Annotated in this window: 17 protein-coding genes; 3 read left to right on the top strand and 14 right to left on the bottom strand. The window is 57.1% G+C overall.

Going from position 1 to position 19,533, the window contains the following annotated elements:
• Position 1: 1 nt before the first annotated feature.
• From ABJM11_RS07145 to ABJM11_RS07110, 8 genes are all read right to left on the bottom strand, one after another.
• Positions 2-1,051, bottom strand: coding sequence for an FAD:protein FMN transferase (locus tag ABJM11_RS07145; RefSeq protein ID WP_348295063.1), 1,050 nt, complete (start codon positions 1,049-1,051; stop codon positions 2-4).
• A 9-nt stretch (positions 1,052-1,060) separates the two neighbouring features.
• Positions 1,061-2,287, bottom strand: coding sequence for an NADH:ubiquinone reductase (Na(+)-transporting) subunit F (gene nqrF, locus ABJM11_RS07140; RefSeq protein ID WP_348295062.1), 1,227 nt, complete (start codon positions 2,285-2,287; stop codon positions 1,061-1,063).
• Between the two features lie 37 nt (positions 2,288-2,324).
• A complete protein-coding gene (gene nqrE / locus ABJM11_RS07135; RefSeq protein WP_150987815.1) occupies positions 2,325-2,933 on the bottom strand; it encodes an NADH:ubiquinone reductase (Na(+)-transporting) subunit E in 609 nt (202 codons plus the stop codon).
• Complete coding sequence (locus tag ABJM11_RS07130) at positions 2,933-3,598, bottom strand: NADH:ubiquinone reductase (Na(+)-transporting) subunit D (RefSeq protein WP_348295061.1); 666 nt, start codon at positions 3,596-3,598, stop codon at positions 2,933-2,935. The genes nqrE and ABJM11_RS07130 overlap by 1 nt, the downstream gene beginning before the upstream one ends.
• A gap of 2 nt (positions 3,599-3,600) precedes the next feature.
• Positions 3,601-4,404, bottom strand: coding sequence for a Na(+)-translocating NADH-quinone reductase subunit C (locus tag ABJM11_RS07125; protein ID WP_348295060.1), 804 nt, complete (start codon positions 4,402-4,404; stop codon positions 3,601-3,603).
• Positions 4,397-5,602, bottom strand: a complete 1,206-nt coding sequence (locus tag ABJM11_RS07120; RefSeq protein WP_348295059.1) for an NADH:ubiquinone reductase (Na(+)-transporting) subunit B — start codon at positions 5,600-5,602, stop codon at positions 4,397-4,399. The genes ABJM11_RS07125 and ABJM11_RS07120 overlap by 8 nt, the downstream gene beginning before the upstream one ends.
• 4 nt (positions 5,603-5,606) lie before the next feature.
• Complete coding sequence (locus tag ABJM11_RS07115) at positions 5,607-6,953, bottom strand: Na(+)-translocating NADH-quinone reductase subunit A (RefSeq protein WP_348295058.1); 1,347 nt, start codon at positions 6,951-6,953, stop codon at positions 5,607-5,609.
• A gap of 344 nt (positions 6,954-7,297) precedes the next feature.
• The gene (locus ABJM11_RS07110) at positions 7,298-8,701 is read right to left on the bottom strand and encodes a glyceraldehyde-3-phosphate dehydrogenase (RefSeq protein ID WP_407069974.1); all 1,404 of its coding nucleotides are present in this window, start codon (positions 8,699-8,701) and stop codon (positions 7,298-7,300) included.
• A 259-nt stretch (positions 8,702-8,960) separates the two neighbouring features.
• Here ABJM11_RS07110 and mfd point away from each other — a divergent pair, with 259 nt between their 5' ends.
• Positions 8,961-12,470, top strand: coding sequence for a transcription-repair coupling factor (gene mfd, locus ABJM11_RS07105; RefSeq protein ID WP_348295056.1), 3,510 nt, complete (start codon positions 8,961-8,963; stop codon positions 12,468-12,470).
• Between the two features lie 23 nt (positions 12,471-12,493).
• Positions 12,494-13,327, top strand: coding sequence for a CsiV family protein (locus tag ABJM11_RS07100; protein WP_348295055.1), 834 nt, complete (start codon positions 12,494-12,496; stop codon positions 13,325-13,327).
• Here the strand turns inward: ABJM11_RS07100 and ABJM11_RS07095 are convergent.
• From ABJM11_RS07095 to ABJM11_RS07075, 5 genes are read right to left on the bottom strand one after another with little or no spacing between them, the layout of a single operon-like run.
• Positions 13,308-14,090 (bottom strand): S-methyl-5'-thioinosine phosphorylase, encoded by a 783-nt coding sequence (locus ABJM11_RS07095; RefSeq protein WP_348295054.1) that lies wholly within the window; start codon positions 14,088-14,090, stop codon positions 13,308-13,310. The two genes, ABJM11_RS07100 and ABJM11_RS07095, sit on opposite strands and share 20 nt — an antisense overlap.
• On the bottom strand, positions 14,087-15,328 hold the full coding sequence (locus tag ABJM11_RS07090; RefSeq protein WP_348295053.1) for a mechanosensitive ion channel family protein: 1,242 nt from the start codon (positions 15,326-15,328) through the stop codon (positions 14,087-14,089). The genes ABJM11_RS07095 and ABJM11_RS07090 overlap by 4 nt, the downstream gene beginning before the upstream one ends.
• Before the next feature lie 33 nt (positions 15,329-15,361).
• Positions 15,362-15,880 carry a L,D-transpeptidase gene (locus ABJM11_RS07085; RefSeq protein ID WP_348295052.1) on the bottom strand — a complete coding sequence of 173 codons (519 nt, stop codon included), beginning with the start codon at positions 15,878-15,880 and terminating at the stop codon, positions 15,362-15,364.
• A 58-nt stretch (positions 15,881-15,938) separates the two neighbouring features.
• Entirely contained in the window at positions 15,939-16,613 is a 675-nt protein-coding gene (locus tag ABJM11_RS07080; RefSeq protein ID WP_348295051.1) for a TetR/AcrR family transcriptional regulator, read from the bottom strand.
• Positions 16,614-16,673: 60 nt separating this feature from the next.
• Positions 16,674-17,567, bottom strand: coding sequence for a hypothetical protein (locus ABJM11_RS07075; RefSeq protein ID WP_348295050.1), 894 nt, complete (start codon positions 17,565-17,567; stop codon positions 16,674-16,676).
• 204 nt (positions 17,568-17,771) lie between these two features.
• Between ABJM11_RS07075 and ABJM11_RS07070 the strand changes: the two genes are divergently transcribed.
• Positions 17,772-18,386, top strand: coding sequence for a riboflavin synthase subunit alpha (locus ABJM11_RS07070; RefSeq protein ID WP_348295049.1), 615 nt, complete (start codon positions 17,772-17,774; stop codon positions 18,384-18,386).
• On the opposite strand, the gene ABJM11_RS07065 is transcribed toward ABJM11_RS07070, so the two are convergent.
• Entirely contained in the window at positions 18,365-19,510 is a 1,146-nt protein-coding gene (locus ABJM11_RS07065) for a methyltransferase (protein WP_348295048.1), read from the bottom strand. The two genes, ABJM11_RS07070 and ABJM11_RS07065, sit on opposite strands and share 22 nt — an antisense overlap.
• Positions 19,511-19,533 lie beyond the last annotated feature (23 nt).

Raw genomic sequence — 19,533 nt, 5'->3', positions numbered from 1 at the left:
GTTAATTTGCCAGGAACGAGGAAAAAGCTGGCGTGTAATCCGTTTGAAACCCACCTTCGCCCCGCACAATAAAGTAAGCGGCAATGTTTTCGCGGGTGGCAAGCTCTTGAGCCTGCTCATAACCCATGACATTAAAGGCAGTCGCCAGTGCGTCTGCCGTCATACAATCCTCAGCAATGACACTGACCGAAGCCAGATGGTGCGTGATCGGCTTGCCACTCTTGGGGTCTATTGTATGTGAAAACCGCTTCCCTTCCGATTCGTAATAGTTACGATAGTCTCCCGAGGTTGCCATTGCCTGGTCCTCCAGCGCAACCACCCGGTTGATCTGCCGTCGCCCGGTCACCGGCGCTTCAATGGCCAGGCGCCAGGCTTCACCGCCAGGTTTGCGCCCCGAAACGCGCACTTCACCACCGATTTCCACAAGGAATGCGGAAATACCTTCAGACTCAATGAAACGTGAAACCGCGTCCACCCCGTACCCTTTTGCTATCGCAGACAGATCAATGTACTGGTTGGGGTCGGCCCTGAGCGCAGGCGGTTCGTCTTTCAGGGCAAGTTTGTCATGGCCGATGACTGCGAGCAGTGATGAAAGTTCATCCTCGGTGGGCACCTCTTCTGGTCGGGCATCAGGCCCGAACCCCCAAAGGTTCACCACGGGGCCTACCGTCACGTCGAAAGCACCACCAGTCAGTTCGGACACTTTCTTCGCCGTTGCCAATACCTCATAAAGCGAACGGGATATGCCGGTCCACTTGCTCTGGTCGTCCAGGCGGTTGAATCGTGACAGTTCCGAGTCGTTCCGCCAGGTAGACATGGAGGCGTCAATGTCTTCAAGCACCTCTTCGATACCATTGGCCAGATTTTCAAGCCGATCCTGATCTTCCTTCAATACCACATTGATATGATACTGGGTGCCAAATACCGGCCCTGATATCTCCCAGACTTTTTCCTCTTCCTCAAACGAACAACCCGCCAGCGCGGCAACGGCCAGCACCAAAAAGGCGCTGGCCAGAACCACCCTGACGGGTCGTAGCACGCTGAATGTCATGTGAGCTGATTAACCCCCAAAGTCATCCAGCATGATGTTTTCATCTTCCACACCAAGATCTTTCAGCATCTTGATGCAGGAGGCGTTCATGATAGGGGGTCCACACATGTAGTACTCGCAGTCTTCCGGAGCCGGGTGGTCCTTCAGATAGTTCTCATACAACACGTTATGGATAAACCCTGTCGGGCCCTCCCAATTGTCCTCGGGCAGCGCATCAGAGAGAGCCACGTGCCACTCGAAGTTGTCGTTCTCTTCCTGCAGCCCGTCGAAATCTTCAACGTAGAACATCTCCCGAACGCTTCGTGCACCGTACCAGAAGCTGATCTTGCGCTTGGAGTTCAGGCGCTTGAGCTGATCGAAGATGTGCGAACGCATGGGCGCCATACCGGCACCACCACCGATGAAGACCATTTCAGCGTCGGTCTTCTTGGCGAAGAACTCACCGAACGGCCCCATCACGGTAACCTTGTCACCCGGCTTGAGGTTGAACACATAGCTCGACATGATGCCCGGGTTGTGGTCTGTGCCAGGAGGCGGCGTGGCGATACGGATATTGAACTTGAGAACACCCTTCTCTTCCGGATAGTTCGCCATGGAATAGGCCCGGATGGTCTCTTCCTTGTTGATCGCCTTATAGCGCCAGATATTGTGCTTGTCCCAGTCTTCGTGGAACTCTTCCTCTATATCGAAATCCTTGAAATCGATCTCGTAAGGAGGGCATTCAAGCTGGACGTAACCACCGGCACGGAAATCCACTTCTTCGCCTTCCGGAAGCTTCAGTACCAGTTCCTTGATGAAGGTTGCCACGTTGTGGTTGGAAACCACCTCGCACTCCCACTTCTTGACGCCAAAGAATTCCTCCGGCACCTCAACCTTCATATCCTGCTTGACAGGCACCTGGCAGGACAGGCGCCAGCCTTCCTTCTCTTCACGGTTGGTGAAGTGCGTTTTTTCCGTTGGCAGCATCGCACCGCCACCTTCCAGAACCTTGCACTTACACTGGGCACAGGTGCCACCGCCGCCACAGGCGGAAGACAGGAAAATGCCGTTATTTGCCAGAGTACCAAGCAGCTTGCTACCAGCTTCCGTTTTCAACGTGTGCTCTGGATCATCGTTGATTTCGATGGTCACATCACCGGTGCTTACCAGCCTGGACCGTGCCGCGAGGATGACCGCGACAAGGGCCAGTACGATAACGGTGAACATGACCACGCCGAGAATAATTTCTGTATTCATGGTCTCGCCTTTTCGTTAAACCGAATCACCGGATTGGTTACAGTGAAATGCCTGAGAATGACATAAAGCCCAGGGACATCAGACCAACCGTAATGAAGGTGATACCCAGGCCGCGCAGGCCCTCGGGAACATCGCTGTACTTGAGCTTTTCGCGGATACCTGCCAGTGCCAGTATCGCCAGCGCCCAGCCAACACCTGCCCCAAACCCGTAAACCACGCTTTCGCTGAAGGTGTAGTCACGCTCTACCATGAACAGTGACGCACCAAGGATGGCGCAATTCACCGTGATCAGTGGAAGAAACACGCCAAGCGCTGCGTATAGCGCCGGAATGTACTTGTCCAGAATCATTTCCATGATCTGGATAAGCGCGGCTATAACTCCGATATACGTAAGCAGGCCCAAAAAGCTCAGGTCAACGTTCGGCAGACCTGCCCAGTCCAGCGCACCTTCCCTGAGGATAGTGTTGTAAAGCAGGTTGTTCACCGGAACCGTAATTGTCAGCACCACGACAACGGCGATACCCAGCCCGGCGGCTGCCTCGATCTTCTTCGAGATCGCCAGGAAGGTACACATGCCCAGGAAGAAGGCCAGCGCCATGTTTTCAACAAAAATGGCCTTCAGGATCAGACTGATATAATGCTCCATCAGAAGGCCTCCTTAACCGTGTGGCGGGACATCTTGAAGTCGGGCTCTTCAACCTGCTCAGGCTTCCAGACCCGCAGGCCCCAGATAGCCAGACCAATGATGAAGAATGCGCTCGGCGGCAACAGCAGCAAACCATTTGGAATGTACCAGCCGCCCTCGTTCACCACCGGCATCAGGGACACGCCAAACAGCGAGCCTGCGCCCAGCAGTTCGCGGAAGAACGCCACGAAGATCAGCATTACCGAATAGCCCAGGCCGTTACCGACCCCATCCAGGAAGCTCAGCAGCGGGCCGTTCTTCATGGCGAAGCCTTCTGCGCGGCCCATAACGATGCAGTTGGTGATAATCAGACCAACGAACACCGACAGCTGCTTGCTGATTTCGTAGGCATACGCCTTGAGCACCTGATCCACCACAATAACCAGAGACGCGATGATGGTCATCTGGACAATGATCCGGATGCTGCCGGGAATCTGCATGCGGACCAGCGACACTGCCAGGTTCGAAAACGCCGTTACCGCGATAACCGCCGCACACATGACCAACGTTACGTTCATGCTGGTGGTCACCGCCAGTGCTGAACAGATACCCAGTATCTGCAGAGCAATGGGGTTGTTGCTGAAAATCGGTTCGAAGAGAACCTGTTTGGCTGAAGCGTCTGCCATGATCAGACCTCCCCTTCACGAAGTTTTTTCAGGTACGGTGCGAAGCCCCGGTCACCCATCCAGTAATTGACCAGGTTTTCCACACCACGGCTGGTCAGCGTCGCACCGGACAGCGCGTCGACCTTGTGTTCCCTGTTGGCTGCGTCGGAGCTTACACCACCCTTGACCAGACGGATCTGGGGCTCCTCAAACTCATCGTCGTAGACTTTCTTGCCCACCCACTGACGCTTCCAGCGCGGATTGTCCACTTCACCTCCAAGACCCGGTGTTTCGGCGTGGTCATAAAAGCCCAGCCCTTCGATGGTATTGGCATCGCCTTCCAGCGAGACGAATCCGTAAAGCGTTGACCAGAGACCGTAGCCATGAATCGGCAGCACCACACGAACCAGTTCGCCGTCCTCTTCCAGGGTAAATACCTTGGCGACGTTCGGGCGGCGTTTGATGCCTGCCTTGTCAGCGGCCGACAGGATGTTGGTCGACATCTCCGGATCAGACGACGCTTTGTACATGTCGTACTTCATCGGGTCTTCAACACCGACGGATGACGGTTCCACGTATTCACCGGTATCAAGATCGACCAGACGAACACTGAAACGGGAGAAGGCGTCTTCAATCTCATCTGCGCTGGCACCCGGTTCCAGCATGCCAGCAGCGGCGAGCATGTTCGAGCGGATGTCCAGGTTCTGATTCTTGACTTGCGCCGGACGGAGCATTACTGCGGCAGTAGAAACCACTACCGAGAAGGCAATACTCAACACCAGTGCAACCATCAATGTTCTGGAGACAGTTTCTTTAGCTTTAGCCACGTGCGAGCCTCCGTTTGATGTTGGCCTGAACCACATAGTGGTCCATCAGCGGTGCAAAGAGGTTGGCAAACAGGATTGCCAGCATGATGCCTTCCGGGAAAGCCGGGTTGATCACGCGGATCAGCACAGTCATGACGCCCACCAGGATACCAAAGCACCAACGCCCCGTGTCGGTCATGGCGGCAGATACCGGGTCCGTTGCCATGAACATCATACCGAAGGCAAAACCGCCCATGACGAGATGCCAGTGTGCCGGCACATCAAACATCGGGTTGGTCTCAGAGCCGATAACATTCAGCAGCAACGACATGCCAATCATGCCGATCATTACCCCTCCGACAATGCGATAGGAGGCAATTTTCATCACCAGCAGGATAAGACCGCCGATCAGCACTGCCAGCGTCGAGGTTTCACCCATGGAGCCCTGGATCGAGCCCATGAACGCCGACATCCAGCCAATCTGGGTTTCCAGTGCTTCAAGGCCACCGCTGGCTGCCCAACTGAGAGCCGTTGCACCACTGAATCCATCAACCGCTGTCCACACTGTGTCACCGGAAATCTGCGCCGGATAGGCAAAATAAAGGAAGGCGCGGCCGGTCAGGGCCGGGTTCAGGAAATTCTTGCCGGTTCCCCCGAACACTTCCTTGCCGATGACCACACCGAAGGTAATGCCCAGAGCCACCTGCCATAGCGGAATGGTTGGAGGACAGATCAGTGCGAAAAGCACAGAGGTGACGAAGAAGCCTTCGTTCACTTCATGGCGGCGGACCGTCGCGAACAGCACTTCCCAGAAACCACCCACCACAAAGGTGACGAAGTAAATGGGCACGAAGTACGCCATGCCGTATACGAAGTTGTCCCAGATGCTGGCGGCATTGTTACCGGCCAGGGCACTGATGAAAGCCGTTCGCAGGCCACCGTCACCCATCAGGGCGTCCGGATTCTCGGCCAGGAAGCTGTTGGCCTGAAAGCCGATATTCCACATCCCGAAGAACATTGCCGGGAAGGTACACAGCCAGACCGTGATCATGATGCGCTTGAGGTCAATGCCATCGCGCACATGAGACGTAGTGGAAGTCACGCTCGCCGGAGAATAGAAGATGGTATCCACCGCCTCGTAAAGCGCATACCAGCGCTCGTACTTACCACCTTTTTCGAAATGATGCTCGATACCATCGAGAAACTGTCGGATTGCCATCGATTTAGCCCTCGATCTCGATTCGGGTCAGGTTCTCACGGAGAATCGGACCGTACTCGTATTTACCCGGACACACGAAGGTGCACAGCGCCAGATCTTCTTCATCCAGCTCCAGGGCGCCCAGCTTCTGTGCCATCTCAGTGTCGCCTACGATCAAAGACCGCAACAACTGGGTCGGCAGAATGTCCAGCGGCATGACCTTTTCGTACACCCCTACCGGCACCATGGCCCGCTCACTACCGTTGGTGGTAGTGGTCATATCGAAGCGCTTGCCACCCACCAGTTTGGACAGATAGATATTCATCACAGAGAACTTATTGGCTCCCGGCGATAGCCAACCCATGAATTCGCGCTTGTACCCCTCTTCCAGAACCGAGATCTGATTGGCAAAGCGACCAAGATAGGCACACGGACCATCGCCCCGACGGCCACCGAAAACGGAGCCGGAAATTGTGCGAACCTCGCAGTCTGTGGCAACTTCACCATCCAGAAGTTCCGTCAGGCTGGCACCGATGCGGGTGCGAAGCAGGCGCGGCTTCAGCGCCTTTGGCCCGCCAACGGCGACAATCCGCTCCACCGGCAATTCTCCGGTTTCAAAAAGCCTGGCGATGTCGATCACTTCCTGGTAGCCAATACTCCAGACCACCTTGTCTCCAGCGATCGGATCCAGATAGTGGATGTGAGTACCCACATTACCTGCCGGGTGAACACCATCGAATTGCTGAACTTCCACGTTATCGCCTGAAGGAACCGGCACATCGGACCCGGGTTTACCGGTGACAAACACCTTGCCGTTGGTCAGCTTGGCAATAATCTTCAGGCCCTGCTCGAAGGCCGCCCGGTTTTCACCGATGATGACCGTGGGGTCGGCCGCCAGGGGATTGGTATCCATTACCGATACGAAGATGGAGTGCGGTGCAGAGTCGATCTCAGGCACTTTACTGTACGGACGGGTTTTGAAGGTGGTCCACAAACCGGATTCGACCAGGTTGTCAACAACCTGCTGGCGTTCAAGGCCAGCCATATCGGAGGCGTTGTAGCGCGCAAAGGTTTCAGCGTCCTCGCCATCAATTTCAATGACAAGAGACTGGAACACGCGGCGCTCACCGCGGTTAATTTCCTTGACCACACCGGCTGCCGGTGAGGTATAACGAACGCCCTCGGTCTTCTTGTCCGTAAACAGCAGCGTACCGCGCTTTACACGGTCCCCTTCTTTCACAACCATCGTCGGCTTCATGCCGATATAGTCAAAACCGATCAATGCCACATGGCGAACGGGTTTGCCGTCAGTAATGGTCTGTTCAGGAGCGCCGCTGATGGGAAGATCCAGGCCTTTTTTGATCTTGATCATTAGCCTCATCCAATCATCAGAAACTGTTCGATGGATTTGTAACGCCCGACGCCTGCGGCCCAGGTGTGCAATCCGGCTTCCGCCGGACGGCGATGCCAGAGCAACGAATACACCGGCGTCAGTTACATGCCAGGCATCCTGTTACAGATAGCGATGGGAAGCGGGTGTCAGACGTACCCAAAATCGCGCCAATTATAGAGATTAAGGAATACTATTTCCACCAGAAACCCTGCGGAGTTTGTGCCCGAACGTAACCACACAATGGTTCATAGATCCCCAAAAAGAAACCCCGACCACTTAAATGGCCGGGGTTTCCTGTGTCACCGTGGCTATCAGGGCGCCGATCAGCCCCTGGTGCGTTTCGGGAAGATCGGGTAGGTGACGCCAGCCATCTGGTTAACCACCCGGATCACCTGGGCGCTGTAACCTGCCTCGTTGTCGTACCACACATATAGAATCAGACGCTTGCCATTGGCGATCGTCGCCTGGGCATCCACAATGCCGGCGTGACGAGAACCGACAAAGTCGGTAGACACCACTTCCGGAGAGTTGACGAAGTCGATCTGCTTCTGCAGCTCCGAGTGCAGAGCCATGTCACGAAGGTAATCATTTACCCCCTCAACGGAGACTTCTTTCGCCAGATTCAGGTTGAGAATGGCCATGGACACGTTCGGTGTCGGCACACGAATCGCGTTGCCGGACAGTTTGCCCTTGAGCTCAGGCAGCGCCTTGGCAACAGCCTTGGCGGCGCCCGTCTCGGTAATTACCATGTTCAGAGGCGCACTGCGGCCGCGACGGCTGCCCTTGTGATAGTTGTCGATCAGGTTCTGGTCGTTGGTGTAGGAGTGAACCGTCTCGACATGGCCATCTTCGATGCCGTATTCGTCCACGATTGCCTTGAGCACCGGAGTAATGGCGTTAGTGGTACAGGAGGCCGCGGAAAGAATGCGATCTTCCTCGGTTATCCAGTCATTGTTGATACCATGGACAATGTTCTTGATATCGCCCTTGCCCGGCGCCGTCAGCAAGACCCGGCTTACACCCTTTGATTTCAGGTGCAGACCAAGACCGGCTTCGTCACGCCAGATACCGGTATTGTCAATGACAATGGCGTTGTTGATACCGTACTGGGTGTAATCGACCTGGTCCGGCCCCGGGGAATAAATCACCTTGATGAAGTTGCCATTGGCAATCAGCGCAGAATTCTCTTCGTCCACGGTGATAGTGCCGTTGAAGGGACCGTGGACAGAATCGCGGCGCAGCAGGCTCGCACGTTTCTCGAGGTCGTTAGCAGCACCACCCTGGCGCACAACAATCGCGCGCAGGCGAAGGTTGTTACCACCACCGGCCTTTTCAATCAGGATGCGGGCCAGAAGACGGCCGATACGGCCGAAACCATAGAGAACAACATCTTTGGTGTCGTTTTCTGCGTCCTCTTCCGACTGCGTCTGATACTGGCCTACAATCGGTCCGATTTCGCGCTTGAGGAAATCCTCGAGGGAGCCACCCTCCTCCTTGAACTTCACAGCAAGCTTGCCGATATCAACATGCCCGCGCCCCAGATCCATTTTGTCCATTGCCTGCAGAATGGGAAGGGTGTTGTGAACCGACAGTTCGCTATCCTCAACCTGCCGCACAAAGCGGTGCGCGCGGATGATATCGATAACCGACTGGTTGATGACGGCGCGACCATAAACGGAAGTAACCACGTTGTTTTTGCGGTAGAGGCGGCCTATCAGCGGAATCATGGCTTCCGCAGTGGATTCTCTTTCAGTCCAGTTAGACAGGTGCTGGTTGATCTGTTCGTGACTCACGCTTGAACCTCTGCAGTTGGAACCTGGAAAATAGGGCGCACATTATCCAACGTTATGGGACAGACAGCAAATACAGGCCCCCACTTTGCACGTATCAGTATGTCCCCGTTGTCATGACAGCGCTATCTCTGGCCGGTAGAATACGCGCCTCGCCGCTTTCCGGCCCGTCACTTTCAGGAGAACCCAAACAATCATGAGCCAAGGTGCCTCCCATTCCGACCGACCTGCCGTGCTGGTGGCTCCACCTGCTCCACACAAGGCAGCGGATCATCGAACCTGGGGCGAGCTGCAGGGCAGCAGTGACGCTCTGGCGATCTGCGAGAGCGCGCAGGCCCATGCCGGACTGACCCTGGTCATCACCCGCAGCACCGATGAAGCCATCCGCCTGGAGCAGGCCATGCGTTTCTACCTCGGCCTGCCAGCTGACGAGGACCAGGCTGCCATCACGCCTGACGGATTGGAAGTACTGTCACTGCCGGACTGGGAAACCCTGCCATACGACCTGTTTTCTCCGCACCAGGACATCACATCGCGGCGCATCCGGGCACTGCACCGGCTGCCGGCCACGAGCCATGGCGTTTTGGTGGTGCCTGCCCGCACACTGATGCACCGGTTACCGCCCGTCAGTTACCTGCAGGGTAACACCCTGCTGCTGGAAGTGGGGCAGTCACTGGATATCGACTCCTGGCGGCTGCAGCTGGAAGCCGCCGGCTATCGGCATGCCGAGAACGTCTATGAACACGGCGAGTACGCGGTGCGCGGTGCCATTCTGGACATCTTCCCCATGGGCGCAACCCGGCCCTACCGGATTGACCTGTTTGATGACGAAATCGAAACCCTGCGTACCTTTGATCCGGAAACCCAGCGCTCCATCGACAGGATCGAGAAAATCGAACTGCTGCCGGCCAACGAGTTTCCCTGGCACAAGGAAGCCCGCTCCGGATTCCGCAACCGCTGGTTCGAGCAGTTCCCTCATGCTGACAAGGACTCCCCGATTTACCAGGATGTCACCCACGGCATCACTCCGCCCGGGATTGAATACTACCTGCCACTGTTCTTCGAGCAGACAGCCACCCTGTTCGATTACCTGCCCGGAGAAACCCTGGTGTTTACCGCGTCGGGCCTGCATGAGGCGGCAGAGCACTTCGACGCCGATACCCGTGACCGTTATGAGGAACGGCGCCACGACCGCATGCGGCCGATCCTGCCTCCGGCGCGTCTATTCCTGCAGCAGGATGAACTGTTCGGACACCTGAAGCATTTCCCGCGGGTTACACTCACCGCGGAAACCACAGACTCTGCAGGCGGCCACAATTGCCACACTGAGGTATTGCCCGATGTCGCAATGGACGGCCGTGCAGCCGACCCTGCTGCCCGCCTCAAGCGGTTTATCAATGACTTCCATGGCCGGATTCTGATTTGTGCGGAATCGTCCGGCCGCCGCGAGGCTCTGATCGAGAACCTGGCCGATCACGGGCTTCGGGTAGCAGCCATGGACAACTGGCGGGCGTTCACGGATAACCCGGACTGCACGCTTGGCATCACCGTGGCGCCAATGGAATATGGACTGGTTCTGCCAGAACAGCACATTGCACTGGTCACAGAGACAGCCCTTTTCGGGGAACGGGTGCTGCAGCGACGGCGGCGCGAAAAGCCCACCGAGTCTGATGACTCCGGGTATCGCGACCTCTCTGAACTTCGCATTGGCGCCCCGGTGGTGCATATTGACCACGGTGTTGGCCGCTATCGGGGCCTGGAAACCATCACCGTCGAAGGGGACGCCAGCGAATTCCTGATGCTGGAATACGCCGGCGGCTCGAAGCTCTACGTACCTGTCTCCAGCCTGCACCTGATTTCCCGTTACACAGGCTCCGACATCGACCACGCCCCCTTGCACAAGCTGGGCACCGATCGCTGGAGCAATGCAAAACAGAAAGCGTTGGAAAAAATACGCGACACTGCAGCCGAGCTGCTGGATGTCTACGCCCGGCGGGAAGCCCGTGAAGGTTTTTCCTTCGAAGATCCGAAGGAAGCCTACCGCGCATTCGCTGCCGGCTTCCCGTTCGAGGAAACACCCGACCAAGAAGCGGCCATCGAAGCGGTTTTCGAAGACATGATCAGCGAAAAACCCATGGACAGACTGGTCTGTGGCGATGTCGGTTTCGGTAAAACGGAAGTGGCCATGCGTGCGGCCTTTATGGCCACCTACTCCGGCAAGCAGGTAGCAGTGCTGGTACCCACCACCCTGCTGGCGCAGCAGCACTATGAATCCTTCCGGGATCGCTTTTCGGATACCGCGGTCAACGTGGAACTGCTCAGCCGGTTCCGCAGCGGCAGCCAGACCACCAGAGCCTTGACCGCCATCGAGGCCGGCAAGGCAGATATCGTGATCGGAACTCACAAACTGCTTCAGGGTGATATCCGGTTCAAAAACCTGGGGCTGGTGATTATCGACGAGGAACACCGGTTCGGCGTGCAGCAAAAAGAACGCCTGAAAGCCCTGCGTGCCGAAGTCGACATGCTTAACCTGACGGCAACCCCGATCCCCAGGACCCTCAACATGGCCATGGGGCACCTCAGGGACCTCTCGATCATTGCCACCCCGCCGGCCCGGCGCCTGTCTGTGAAGACCTTTGTGCGCCAACGGGACGAGGCCATGGTCAAGGAAGCCATCCTGCGGGAAGTCCTCCGCGGCGGTCAGGTGTATTTCCTGCACAACGATGTTGCCACCATCGAGAAAACCGCCGAGGACCTGCGGCGGCTGATCCCCGAAGCCCGCGTGGGTGTCGCTCACGGCCAGATGCGCGAGCGTGAGCTGGAACAGATTATGTCGGATTTCTATCACAAGCGTTTCAACGTACTGGTATGCACCACCATCATTGAAACCGGCATCGACATTCCCAGCGCCAACACCATTATCATCGAGCGCGCAGACAAGTTTGGTCTTGCCCAGCTGCACCAGCTGAGGGGTCGGGTCGGCCGCTCCCACCATCAGGCTTACGCTTACCTGCTGACACCACCGCCACGGTCCATCACGGCGGATGCTAAAAAACGCCTGGAAGCCATCTCCGAAGCGCAGGACCTGGGCGCCGGGTTTATGCTGGCCACCCACGACCTGGAGATTCGGGGCGCCGGCGAACTGCTGGGCGAAGAGCAGAGCGGCCAGATCGAAAGCATCGGCTTCACCCTTTACATGCAGCTGCTGGACGAGGCCGTGCAGGCCATCCGTGAAGGAAGAACCCCGAATGCGGAACTGCCGCTGAGCCATGGCACCGAGATGAACCTGCGAATACCGGCGCTGATTCCCGATGACTACCTGCCCGACGTCCATAATCGGCTGATGCTGTACAAACGAATTGCCAGCGTCAGCGACAAAGATGGATTAAAAGAACTTCAGGTTGAGATGATCGACCGCTTCGGGTTATTACCGGAGCCGGCAAAAAATTTGATTCGGCAATCGGAACTGCGAATCCGTGCGGAAGCCCTGGGCATCGTGAAAGTGGACGCCGGCAAGGAATGGGCGAGGCTGGAGTTTGGCAGCTCAACACCAGTTGATCCGCTGATGCTGGTTAAAAAAGTGCAATCCTCGCCCGACCGGTATCGCCTTGAAGGGGCCAACAGTTTTCGTTTCCGGCTGAACGACACCTCAACCAGTGGTAAACTCGACGGCATTTCCGACATGCTGGGCCAGCTGGTGTCATAATGCGCCCGGCTCAGAGGCCCGAGATGAATAACAGCAACATGGGAGCAAAGCACTTGCGAACGCCCGCTAACGTACTGCCCGGAAAGTCCACCTTCGTTTTTGTGGTCGCGCTGGCGCTGTCATCAATGGCGGCCGCCCAGCAGCCTTCTCAACAGGCCGCCGCGGCAGAGCCCCGTCCGGATTACTATCGTGCCGAGATTGTGATCGTCGAGCGCACGGTTGACCCGGAAAGCATCAATGAGCGAATGGCCAGTCGCATCCCCGAGCCGCCCAATCCGGAGATTACCGAAATTCTGCGGGCGGTGGACGGCAGCGGTACGGTAGAAACCACACGGGACCTGGTTTCGCGCAGCGAACTTCATCTCAACTACGCCGCCAGCCGCCTGGAGAACAGCGGCAAATACCGGGTTCTGCTTGCCACCGGCTGGTACCAGTCCTTCCCACCCGATTTCGAGGGTGAACCACTGCGGGTCGCTATCGGCGACTGGCTGGCCGAGGCCGGTCACCGCGATGTAGAAGGCCATATCACTATCGACCGACAACGCTACCTGCACGTCGGTGTGCATCTCAATCACTGGCAGCCCATGCCCCCTGCCGAAAACACCATCGGTTTAACGGAGGAGGTTTCTGAGGAGAATCCGCCTTCCGATACGGTAGAGAATAGCGAGGAAGGTACAGAGAATGCTGGCGCCCCCCTGGCTTCACCGGAACCAGCAGCAGTTTCCGACGTGAACTGGCCAAGAGCGGAGTTGCTGACCTGGATTCGCGAAACCCGTCGCATGCGCAGTGAGGAAGTCCATTTCCTGGACTCCCCAACCATAGGGGTGTTGGTGTTTTTCAAGAAAATTGAGGAATAAGCGCGCCCAGGCCAACCATTGAAACTTCGAGAACCCGCTTGATGCCAGACATTCCCTGGTCGATAGCGGCCTCGATTTCAGCCATGGTAATAATGTGGTCAGATTTACCGGCGGCATGGTTCACCACCAGCGCCAGGCAAACGTAATTCATCTTCAGTTCCGCCGCCAGCACTGCCTCGGGCATACCTGTCATGCCCACCAGATCGCATCCGTCGCGCTCCAGGCGTATAACTTCAGCCGCTGTTTCAAGCCTTGGCCCCTGGGTCGCACCGTAAACACCAAAATCAGAAAACGACAGGTTCTGGTCCCGGGCGGCTGCAATCAGCAGTTCACGGGCGCTTTCAGTGTAGGGCCAGGTGAAATCGATATGAGTGGTCTCGTCCAGGTCACCCTCATAAAAAGTACTCGCCCTGCCCCAGGTGTAATCAATAATCTGGTTCGGGATGACGATATGCGCCGGGCCCATGTCCGGATGAATGCCGCCCACGGCATTGACACCCACAACTGTGCGAACACCCACATCATGGAGCGCCTGCAGGTTGGCCCGATAATTGACCTGGTGCGGCGGAATACGATGCGGATTGCCATGGCGGGACAGGAAAACCACCGCCTGGCCCGCCAGCCGCCCCTCAACCAGAGTCGAAGAGGGTTGACCCCACTGTGTATCAACAGGCCGCTCCGCCGTTATCTCCAAGCCTGAAAGAGTCGTAAGCCCGGTACCACCAATGATGCCAACCGGTGGGTTGTTCTCCGACCTGCTCATGATCCTTCCCCTGTTGCCTCGGCGCTGTCCCCCTGTGTTTCCGTGGAGCCCTCACTGCCGTCCACCGGTGCCCGGCTGCTGCCAGGTTCAGCACTGGAAGCTTCGCCATCGTCGCGCTTCCCGGCCTGGTCATTGGCAAGGCGCACGCCGTCCGGCAGGTGAAGTGTGCGTGTCGGGAAGGCAACCTCAGCACCATGGCCTTCAATAATGTCACTGATTTTCAACAACACATCCTGTTTGACTTCGTGGAACCTGACCCATTCGATAGTCCTCGTGAAGGTATACACCATGATATCCAGGGAGGACGCATTGAAGGCCAGGAAATTGACAATCAGCGTCTGGTCCTGGTCGATATCTTCATGGTTCTCCAGCATGTCGCGGATTTCCGCAACAATCTCCGCCATACCGCTGACATCCGCATAGCGGATTCCGATGGTTTCCGAGATACGGCGGTTAAGCATTCTGGAGGGATTTTCCACCGAAATCGTGGTGAAGACAGCGTTGGGCACATACAGTGGGCGCTTGTCGAACGTGCGGACGGTCGTAAGGCGCCAGCCGATGTGCTCAACCGTGCCTTCAATATTACGATCCGGCGAACGTACCCAGTCCCCCACTTTGAAAGGCCGATCCAGGTGAATAATGAATCCGCCGAAAAAGTTGGCAAGCAGATCCTTCGCCGCGAAACCGACCGCGATACCGCCAACACCACCAAATGCCAGCACGCCAGAAATACTGTACCCCAGTGACTGCAGGGCGATCAGTACCGCGGTAATGATCACCACCGCCCGCGACAGTTTGCTGACCGCATTGACGGTGGTGTAGTCCATCGGCGTTTTCATTTTCAGGGGTGAGGTGAGTATCTCCTCCCCCTGCTTGATAAGCCGCAACAGGGTCCAGACCAGCAACCAGACAAAACCGATCTGCAGCAGCGTGTCATTGACGGAGAATATCTCCGCTTCGGAGTACCGGTGAGCAACCTCGGCAGCCCAGAACACCCCCTGCAACCAGACGAAAGCAATGACCGGTTTCCGGGCGGCATGCAACAAGGCGTCATCCCAGAGGTTGTCGGTTTTCTTGAAGCGCCGTTCAATAGCACCGACAATAAAACTGGCAATGTAGGCAACCACTGCCGTTCCAGCCACCAGGGCAAATACCACCAGCCCGACTCGCCAGCTTTCGGACAGCAGACTCCAGTCCTGAATCCAGTTATTCACTGTGGAAGGCATTTCTTCAAGCATCGGTTTCTCGGTTCCGTCAGTTCAGGGAGAGGCTTATTGTATAAACACCGGTGTGCCTGGCTTCACCCGGCCGTACAAATCGACCACGTCAGTGTTTCGCATGCGGATGCAACCATGGGAGCGTGGAACACCCATGGGTTCAGAATCCGGTGTGCCGTGAATGTATATGAAGCGACGGAAACTATCGACCCCGGCCCCCCGGTTTTTGCCGGATTCCAGACCACAAAGCCAGAGGATGCGGGACAGTATCCAGTCCCTTTCGGGAAACTGGCCGGCAAGTTCCGGCGAATAGACTTCTCCGGTCGGCCTGCGGGCAACGAAGACAGTGTTCAGGGGCTCGCCATCACCGACCATTGCACGAACATAATGCCTGCCCGTAGGCGTGCAGCCGCTGCTCTGGCGTTCACCGGCGCCATTAAGGGCCGTCGAAATCTGGTAGGAGATTGAAGAGGTGGCGTCTTCCGGATACAGCGTCAGTGTCTGCCTGGCCAGATCGATTTCAATACCGGGAGCTGTTGAGCGCACTGAAGGGGAAACAGGATCACTTGTCATACGGTGCGGGGCTCCCAGCCGACGAATCAAACCGGAAGCCTAACCGACAGACCGCAATTCAGGCAACTGAGCTTTTATGGGACGGAGGGACCAGCATGGCGTCCTCGGCCTGCATTCCGGCTGCGAGGAAGGGTACCAGGCGAGCCGCAATTTCCTGAACCGTGGTCTCCACCCCCAGTTTGTTCTGCAGGATGTCCCTCAGGGCATCGCTGCTGGACATGGTGAAGGCAGTTGCCCCCAGCATGAACTGAATACGCCAGTAGCGGTCGACCGACGACAGTTGCGGCGTCGCCTCTTTCAGCAAACGCATGAAGCGGCTGAATGGCTGACTGTACTCCTGCTCGAGAAACTTGCGCAGGTGCCCCTGGGACTGCGTGTAAGCCAGCCCGAGCAGGCGCATGAATATGGAAATGCCCTTCTCATTGCGCTGAGGCATACGCACAGCACTTTCCGTCAGCGCCCAAAGAGTCTGGTTCAGTGTAGGGGGCTCGCCATCACAGCGCGCCTCGAGGTCATCAAACGCGTTCTCCAGGGTTGCCGAAAAAGGCGTTAGAAAACGGGCGAACACCGCATGAATGAGCGCGTTCTTGGAACCAAAATGATAATTGACAGCGGCCAGATTTACCTTAGCCTTGCTGGTAATCATCCGCAGTGAGGTTTCAGAAAACCCGCGGTCAGCGAAAAGCTCTTCCGCCGCATCCAGAATCCGGTCAACCGTATCAGACTGAGCCATTTTATTATCAGAGCCTCTAGCAAACGTCTGTTTGAAACATACGTTTGACCGGCAATCTTGTCAAGTTCTCTGCTCAGGCTCCGACGCCACGGAGACCCAACCCTTGTCGATAGCCAGCTGATGGCCTTCAAAAAACGCCTGCTGAGCGCGGGCATAAGCCTTTTCAGCCTCAAGGAGATACACCAGATAAAGACGGACATGCTCCCTGCGCGCCATGTTTCGTGCCAGCACGCGACGCTCAGACAAGGCGACAAGCTCACTGAAACGGGTCGCCTTGAGAGCAGGGTTGAATTCCGCCATGCGCGCGCATTGCCATACCAGCCCTTCTTTCCCCTCCAGGTGGTCGACGTGCTTTCGTGCGTCCCGCAACAGGCGACGCCGCCGGACTATCAGGTCTGTATACGAGGGGTGGGAGCTATACAGGCGCCTGACTGCTGGTACCCCCGTCAACAGGATAATAACAAATGCACCGAATCCGCCACCGGCAATCCAGGCGGGCACAAAGCCGGTCATCCCGCTAAGGAAAACGATTACCGCCAACAACGCACTGAACAGCCACAGATCCCTGTTCCGACGCGCGGCGGAGAGCGTGTAATTGTCTGGCCAGTCAGGCAGTGCCAGCAATTCAAAATCCAGCAACAGAACCCGGTCGCACTGCCGCAGCATCAATCTCAGCTTACGCTGGCGGGATTCCGCCATGGTTTTTTCGATATCGTTTGTATCATCACCGGTAACATCCCGCTCACCAGAGCCCACCTCATCCGAGTCATCGTCCTGCCCGGGTAAGGAGACCTCCTGGCCGATTACTGAGGGCAGGGTGTCCGCCGATATTTTTCCGGCCGTATCCCCCTGCCCTTCGGGCACAGGGGGCTGCGGATCCGCAGGGCGCCCTTTGCGCAACAGCGGCTCCTCCGGATTAGTACGCTGCCGGACTGTGCTTTCGTTCTCTGCCATCAGGTTTCCCGTTAACTTTAACCGGGCCTACACCCGCAAAACCGTGCCCGTTCCTGGCGTTTATCGACCACGGGTTCAGATCCTTGAGCCCGGGTCAGGGGCAATAGAGTGGCAAACCCGGCTTGGCATGGCATCATGCGATCGCTATCCTTGCTTCTCACAGTGTAGCCGGTACCGGCCACGAACGTCGTCAGAGGGGAATGAATGTTTACAGGCATTGTTCAGGGTGTTGCCACCATCGACAACCTTTCGGCCGAGCCAGGGCTAAGCAGCTTCGTGGTCCGTTTTCCCGAAGAGCAGGTTCACGGCATTACCGTCGGAGCGTCCGTCGCTATTAACGGTACCTGCCTGACCGTAACCCGGCAGGAAGGCGATCAGCTCTACTTCGATGCCATGCAGGAAACGCTTCGGGCCACCACCCTGGGAGAGTTAAGGCCCGGAGACAGAATAAACTTCGAAAGGGCTGCCAGGATCGGCGACGAGATTGGCGGGCATCTGCTCTCCGGCCACATTCATACCACCGCGGATATCGTTGCGATTGACCGGCCCGAGAACAACTGCACCCTGGAGTTTGAAGTGTCGGAATCCTGGGCCAGATACCTCTTTCCAAAGGGCTATATCGCTATCAACGGGTGCAGCCTCACTATCGGAGAAGTCCGGGATAACCGATTTAACGTGTACCTGATTCCGGAAACGCTGCGTGCCACTACTTTTGGCGAGGTGTCCGTTGGCGACCGGGTCAATATCGAGATCGACAGCCAGACCCAGACCATCGTCGATACCCTGGCGCGAATGGGCTACGACCGGCCGACGCCCTGATCAGAGGCTTCAAACACCACGAACCTGGGATCGGCCTCCAGCTGACGAACCCTTGAGAAAAAGCGCCTCAGGCTGCGGTGGTACCCCAGGTGGCGATTCCCCACCATAAGCATTCGTCCGCCAGGCTCGAGATGGCGGGCAACCTGGCGGAACAGTCGCAGGGCGATGTGATCGCCGACCACACCACCCTCGTGAAACGGCGGATTCAATATGACCAGCTTGAAGTGGCCGGCATCTTCAGGAATACCGTCGCTATGGAGAAACGCAACATCGGCGTCAGGAAACGCCTGTGCGGTATTATCGCGGGCACTTACAACGGCCTGACTGGAAACATCTGAAAACGTCACGGCCAATCCAGGATTCTCCGCCAGCGCCGTCAGGCCCAACACGCCATTCCCACAGGCAAGGTCCAATACTCGGCTGCCGGGAGGCAGGCCGACGGCCTCACGGGCAACCAGGGGCAGTAGCAGGCGGGTGCCTATATCCAGTTTTTCCCTGGCGAACACGTTGGGCATGGCGCTCACCTTGTGCTCCGAGTTCGGCAGCAGGTACCCCTTCCAAAGATCATCCCAGTTTCTCAGAGTCTGCTCTCCTGCGGCTGCGACAATCACCCTTGCTTTTTTGCGAGCCGGGCACACTTCCCGGGTGTGCACCAGGTCCGCAAACACAGCAGAGCTGCTGTCCGGTAAATGCTTGATCATGCCCCCCACGATAAGGGTTCCGTCAGAGTCAAGCACAGTGTTAACCCACCTGAGCAGGCAGCTCAGATAATCCACCTGCCTCGGGATGCGCATAACCACCACATCAAACGGGCCTTCTGGGGGAGCCAGCCAGCTCGAAGGCGTCTCAATGTTCTCGCCGGCGGGCGTGTTCACCGCCAGGGCGTAGGAAAGTGAGCTGCTGTCAGCAAAGGAAACCGGCGCAAATTGCGCCAGCCCGAGCGTCAGTGCGCCAAACTGGTCGTCGACAATGAGCATGCGGGGACGGGAGTCCGGGCTAAAGCGGGCAAGGGTCTGCTCCAGTAGCTGCTCGTCAGCCGCGTCCCAGGCCCGCAGCGAACGGCTACCGCCCGGGCGTTTCAGAGGCAGGGAGAGACCACTCACTTCCAGCACGTCACTTGTCATTTCGGGCTTCCGCTATCTGGTTA

It is taken from the genome of Marinobacter sp. (assembly GCF_039977835.1).
In the GTDB taxonomy this organism is placed as follows: domain Bacteria; phylum Pseudomonadota; class Gammaproteobacteria; order Pseudomonadales; family Oleiphilaceae; genus Marinobacter.
The sequence above is the reverse complement of the archived record's forward strand: the minus strand, read 5'-3'. Positions and strand labels throughout refer to the sequence as shown.

Bases quoted from the DNA above. Each gene is read 5' to 3' on its own strand.
- ABJM11_RS07145 (WP_348295063.1), bottom strand. From the start codon at position 1,051: ATGACATTCAGCGTGCTACGACCCGTCAGGGTGGTTCTGGCCAGCGCC.
- nqrF (WP_348295062.1), bottom strand. From the start codon at position 2,287: ATGAATACAGAAATTATTCTCGGCGTGGTCATGTTCACCGTTATCGTA.
- nqrE (WP_150987815.1), bottom strand. From the start codon at position 2,933: ATGGAGCATTATATCAGTCTGATCCTGAAGGCCATTTTTGTTGAAAAC.
- ABJM11_RS07130 (WP_348295061.1), bottom strand. From the start codon at position 3,598: ATGGCAGACGCTTCAGCCAAACAGGTTCTCTTCGAACCGATTTTCAGC.
- ABJM11_RS07120 (WP_348295059.1), bottom strand. From the start codon at position 5,602: ATGGCAATCCGACAGTTTCTCGATGGTATCGAGCATCATTTCGAAAAA.
- ABJM11_RS07115 (WP_348295058.1), bottom strand. From the start codon at position 6,953: ATGATCAAGATCAAAAAAGGCCTGGATCTTCCCATCAGCGGCGCTCCT.
- ABJM11_RS07110 (WP_407069974.1), bottom strand. From the start codon at position 8,701: ATGATTCCGCTGATAGGCCGCCTCTACCGCAAAAACAACGTGGTTACT.
- mfd (WP_348295056.1), top strand. From the start codon at position 8,961: ATGAGCCAAGGTGCCTCCCATTCCGACCGACCTGCCGTGCTGGTGGCT.
- ABJM11_RS07100 (WP_348295055.1), top strand. From the start codon at position 12,494: ATGAATAACAGCAACATGGGAGCAAAGCACTTGCGAACGCCCGCTAAC.
- ABJM11_RS07095 (WP_348295054.1), bottom strand. From the start codon at position 14,090: ATGAGCAGGTCGGAGAACAACCCACCGGTTGGCATCATTGGTGGTACC.
- ABJM11_RS07090 (WP_348295053.1), bottom strand. From the start codon at position 15,328: ATGCTTGAAGAAATGCCTTCCACAGTGAATAACTGGATTCAGGACTGG.
- ABJM11_RS07085 (WP_348295052.1), bottom strand. From the start codon at position 15,880: ATGACAAGTGATCCTGTTTCCCCTTCAGTGCGCTCAACAGCTCCCGGT.
- ABJM11_RS07080 (WP_348295051.1), bottom strand. From the start codon at position 16,613: ATGGCTCAGTCTGATACGGTTGACCGGATTCTGGATGCGGCGGAAGAG.
- ABJM11_RS07075 (WP_348295050.1), bottom strand. From the start codon at position 17,567: ATGGCAGAGAACGAAAGCACAGTCCGGCAGCGTACTAATCCGGAGGAG.
- ABJM11_RS07070 (WP_348295049.1), top strand. From the start codon at position 17,772: ATGTTTACAGGCATTGTTCAGGGTGTTGCCACCATCGACAACCTTTCG.
- ABJM11_RS07065 (WP_348295048.1), bottom strand. From the start codon at position 19,510: ATGACAAGTGACGTGCTGGAAGTGAGTGGTCTCTCCCTGCCTCTGAAA.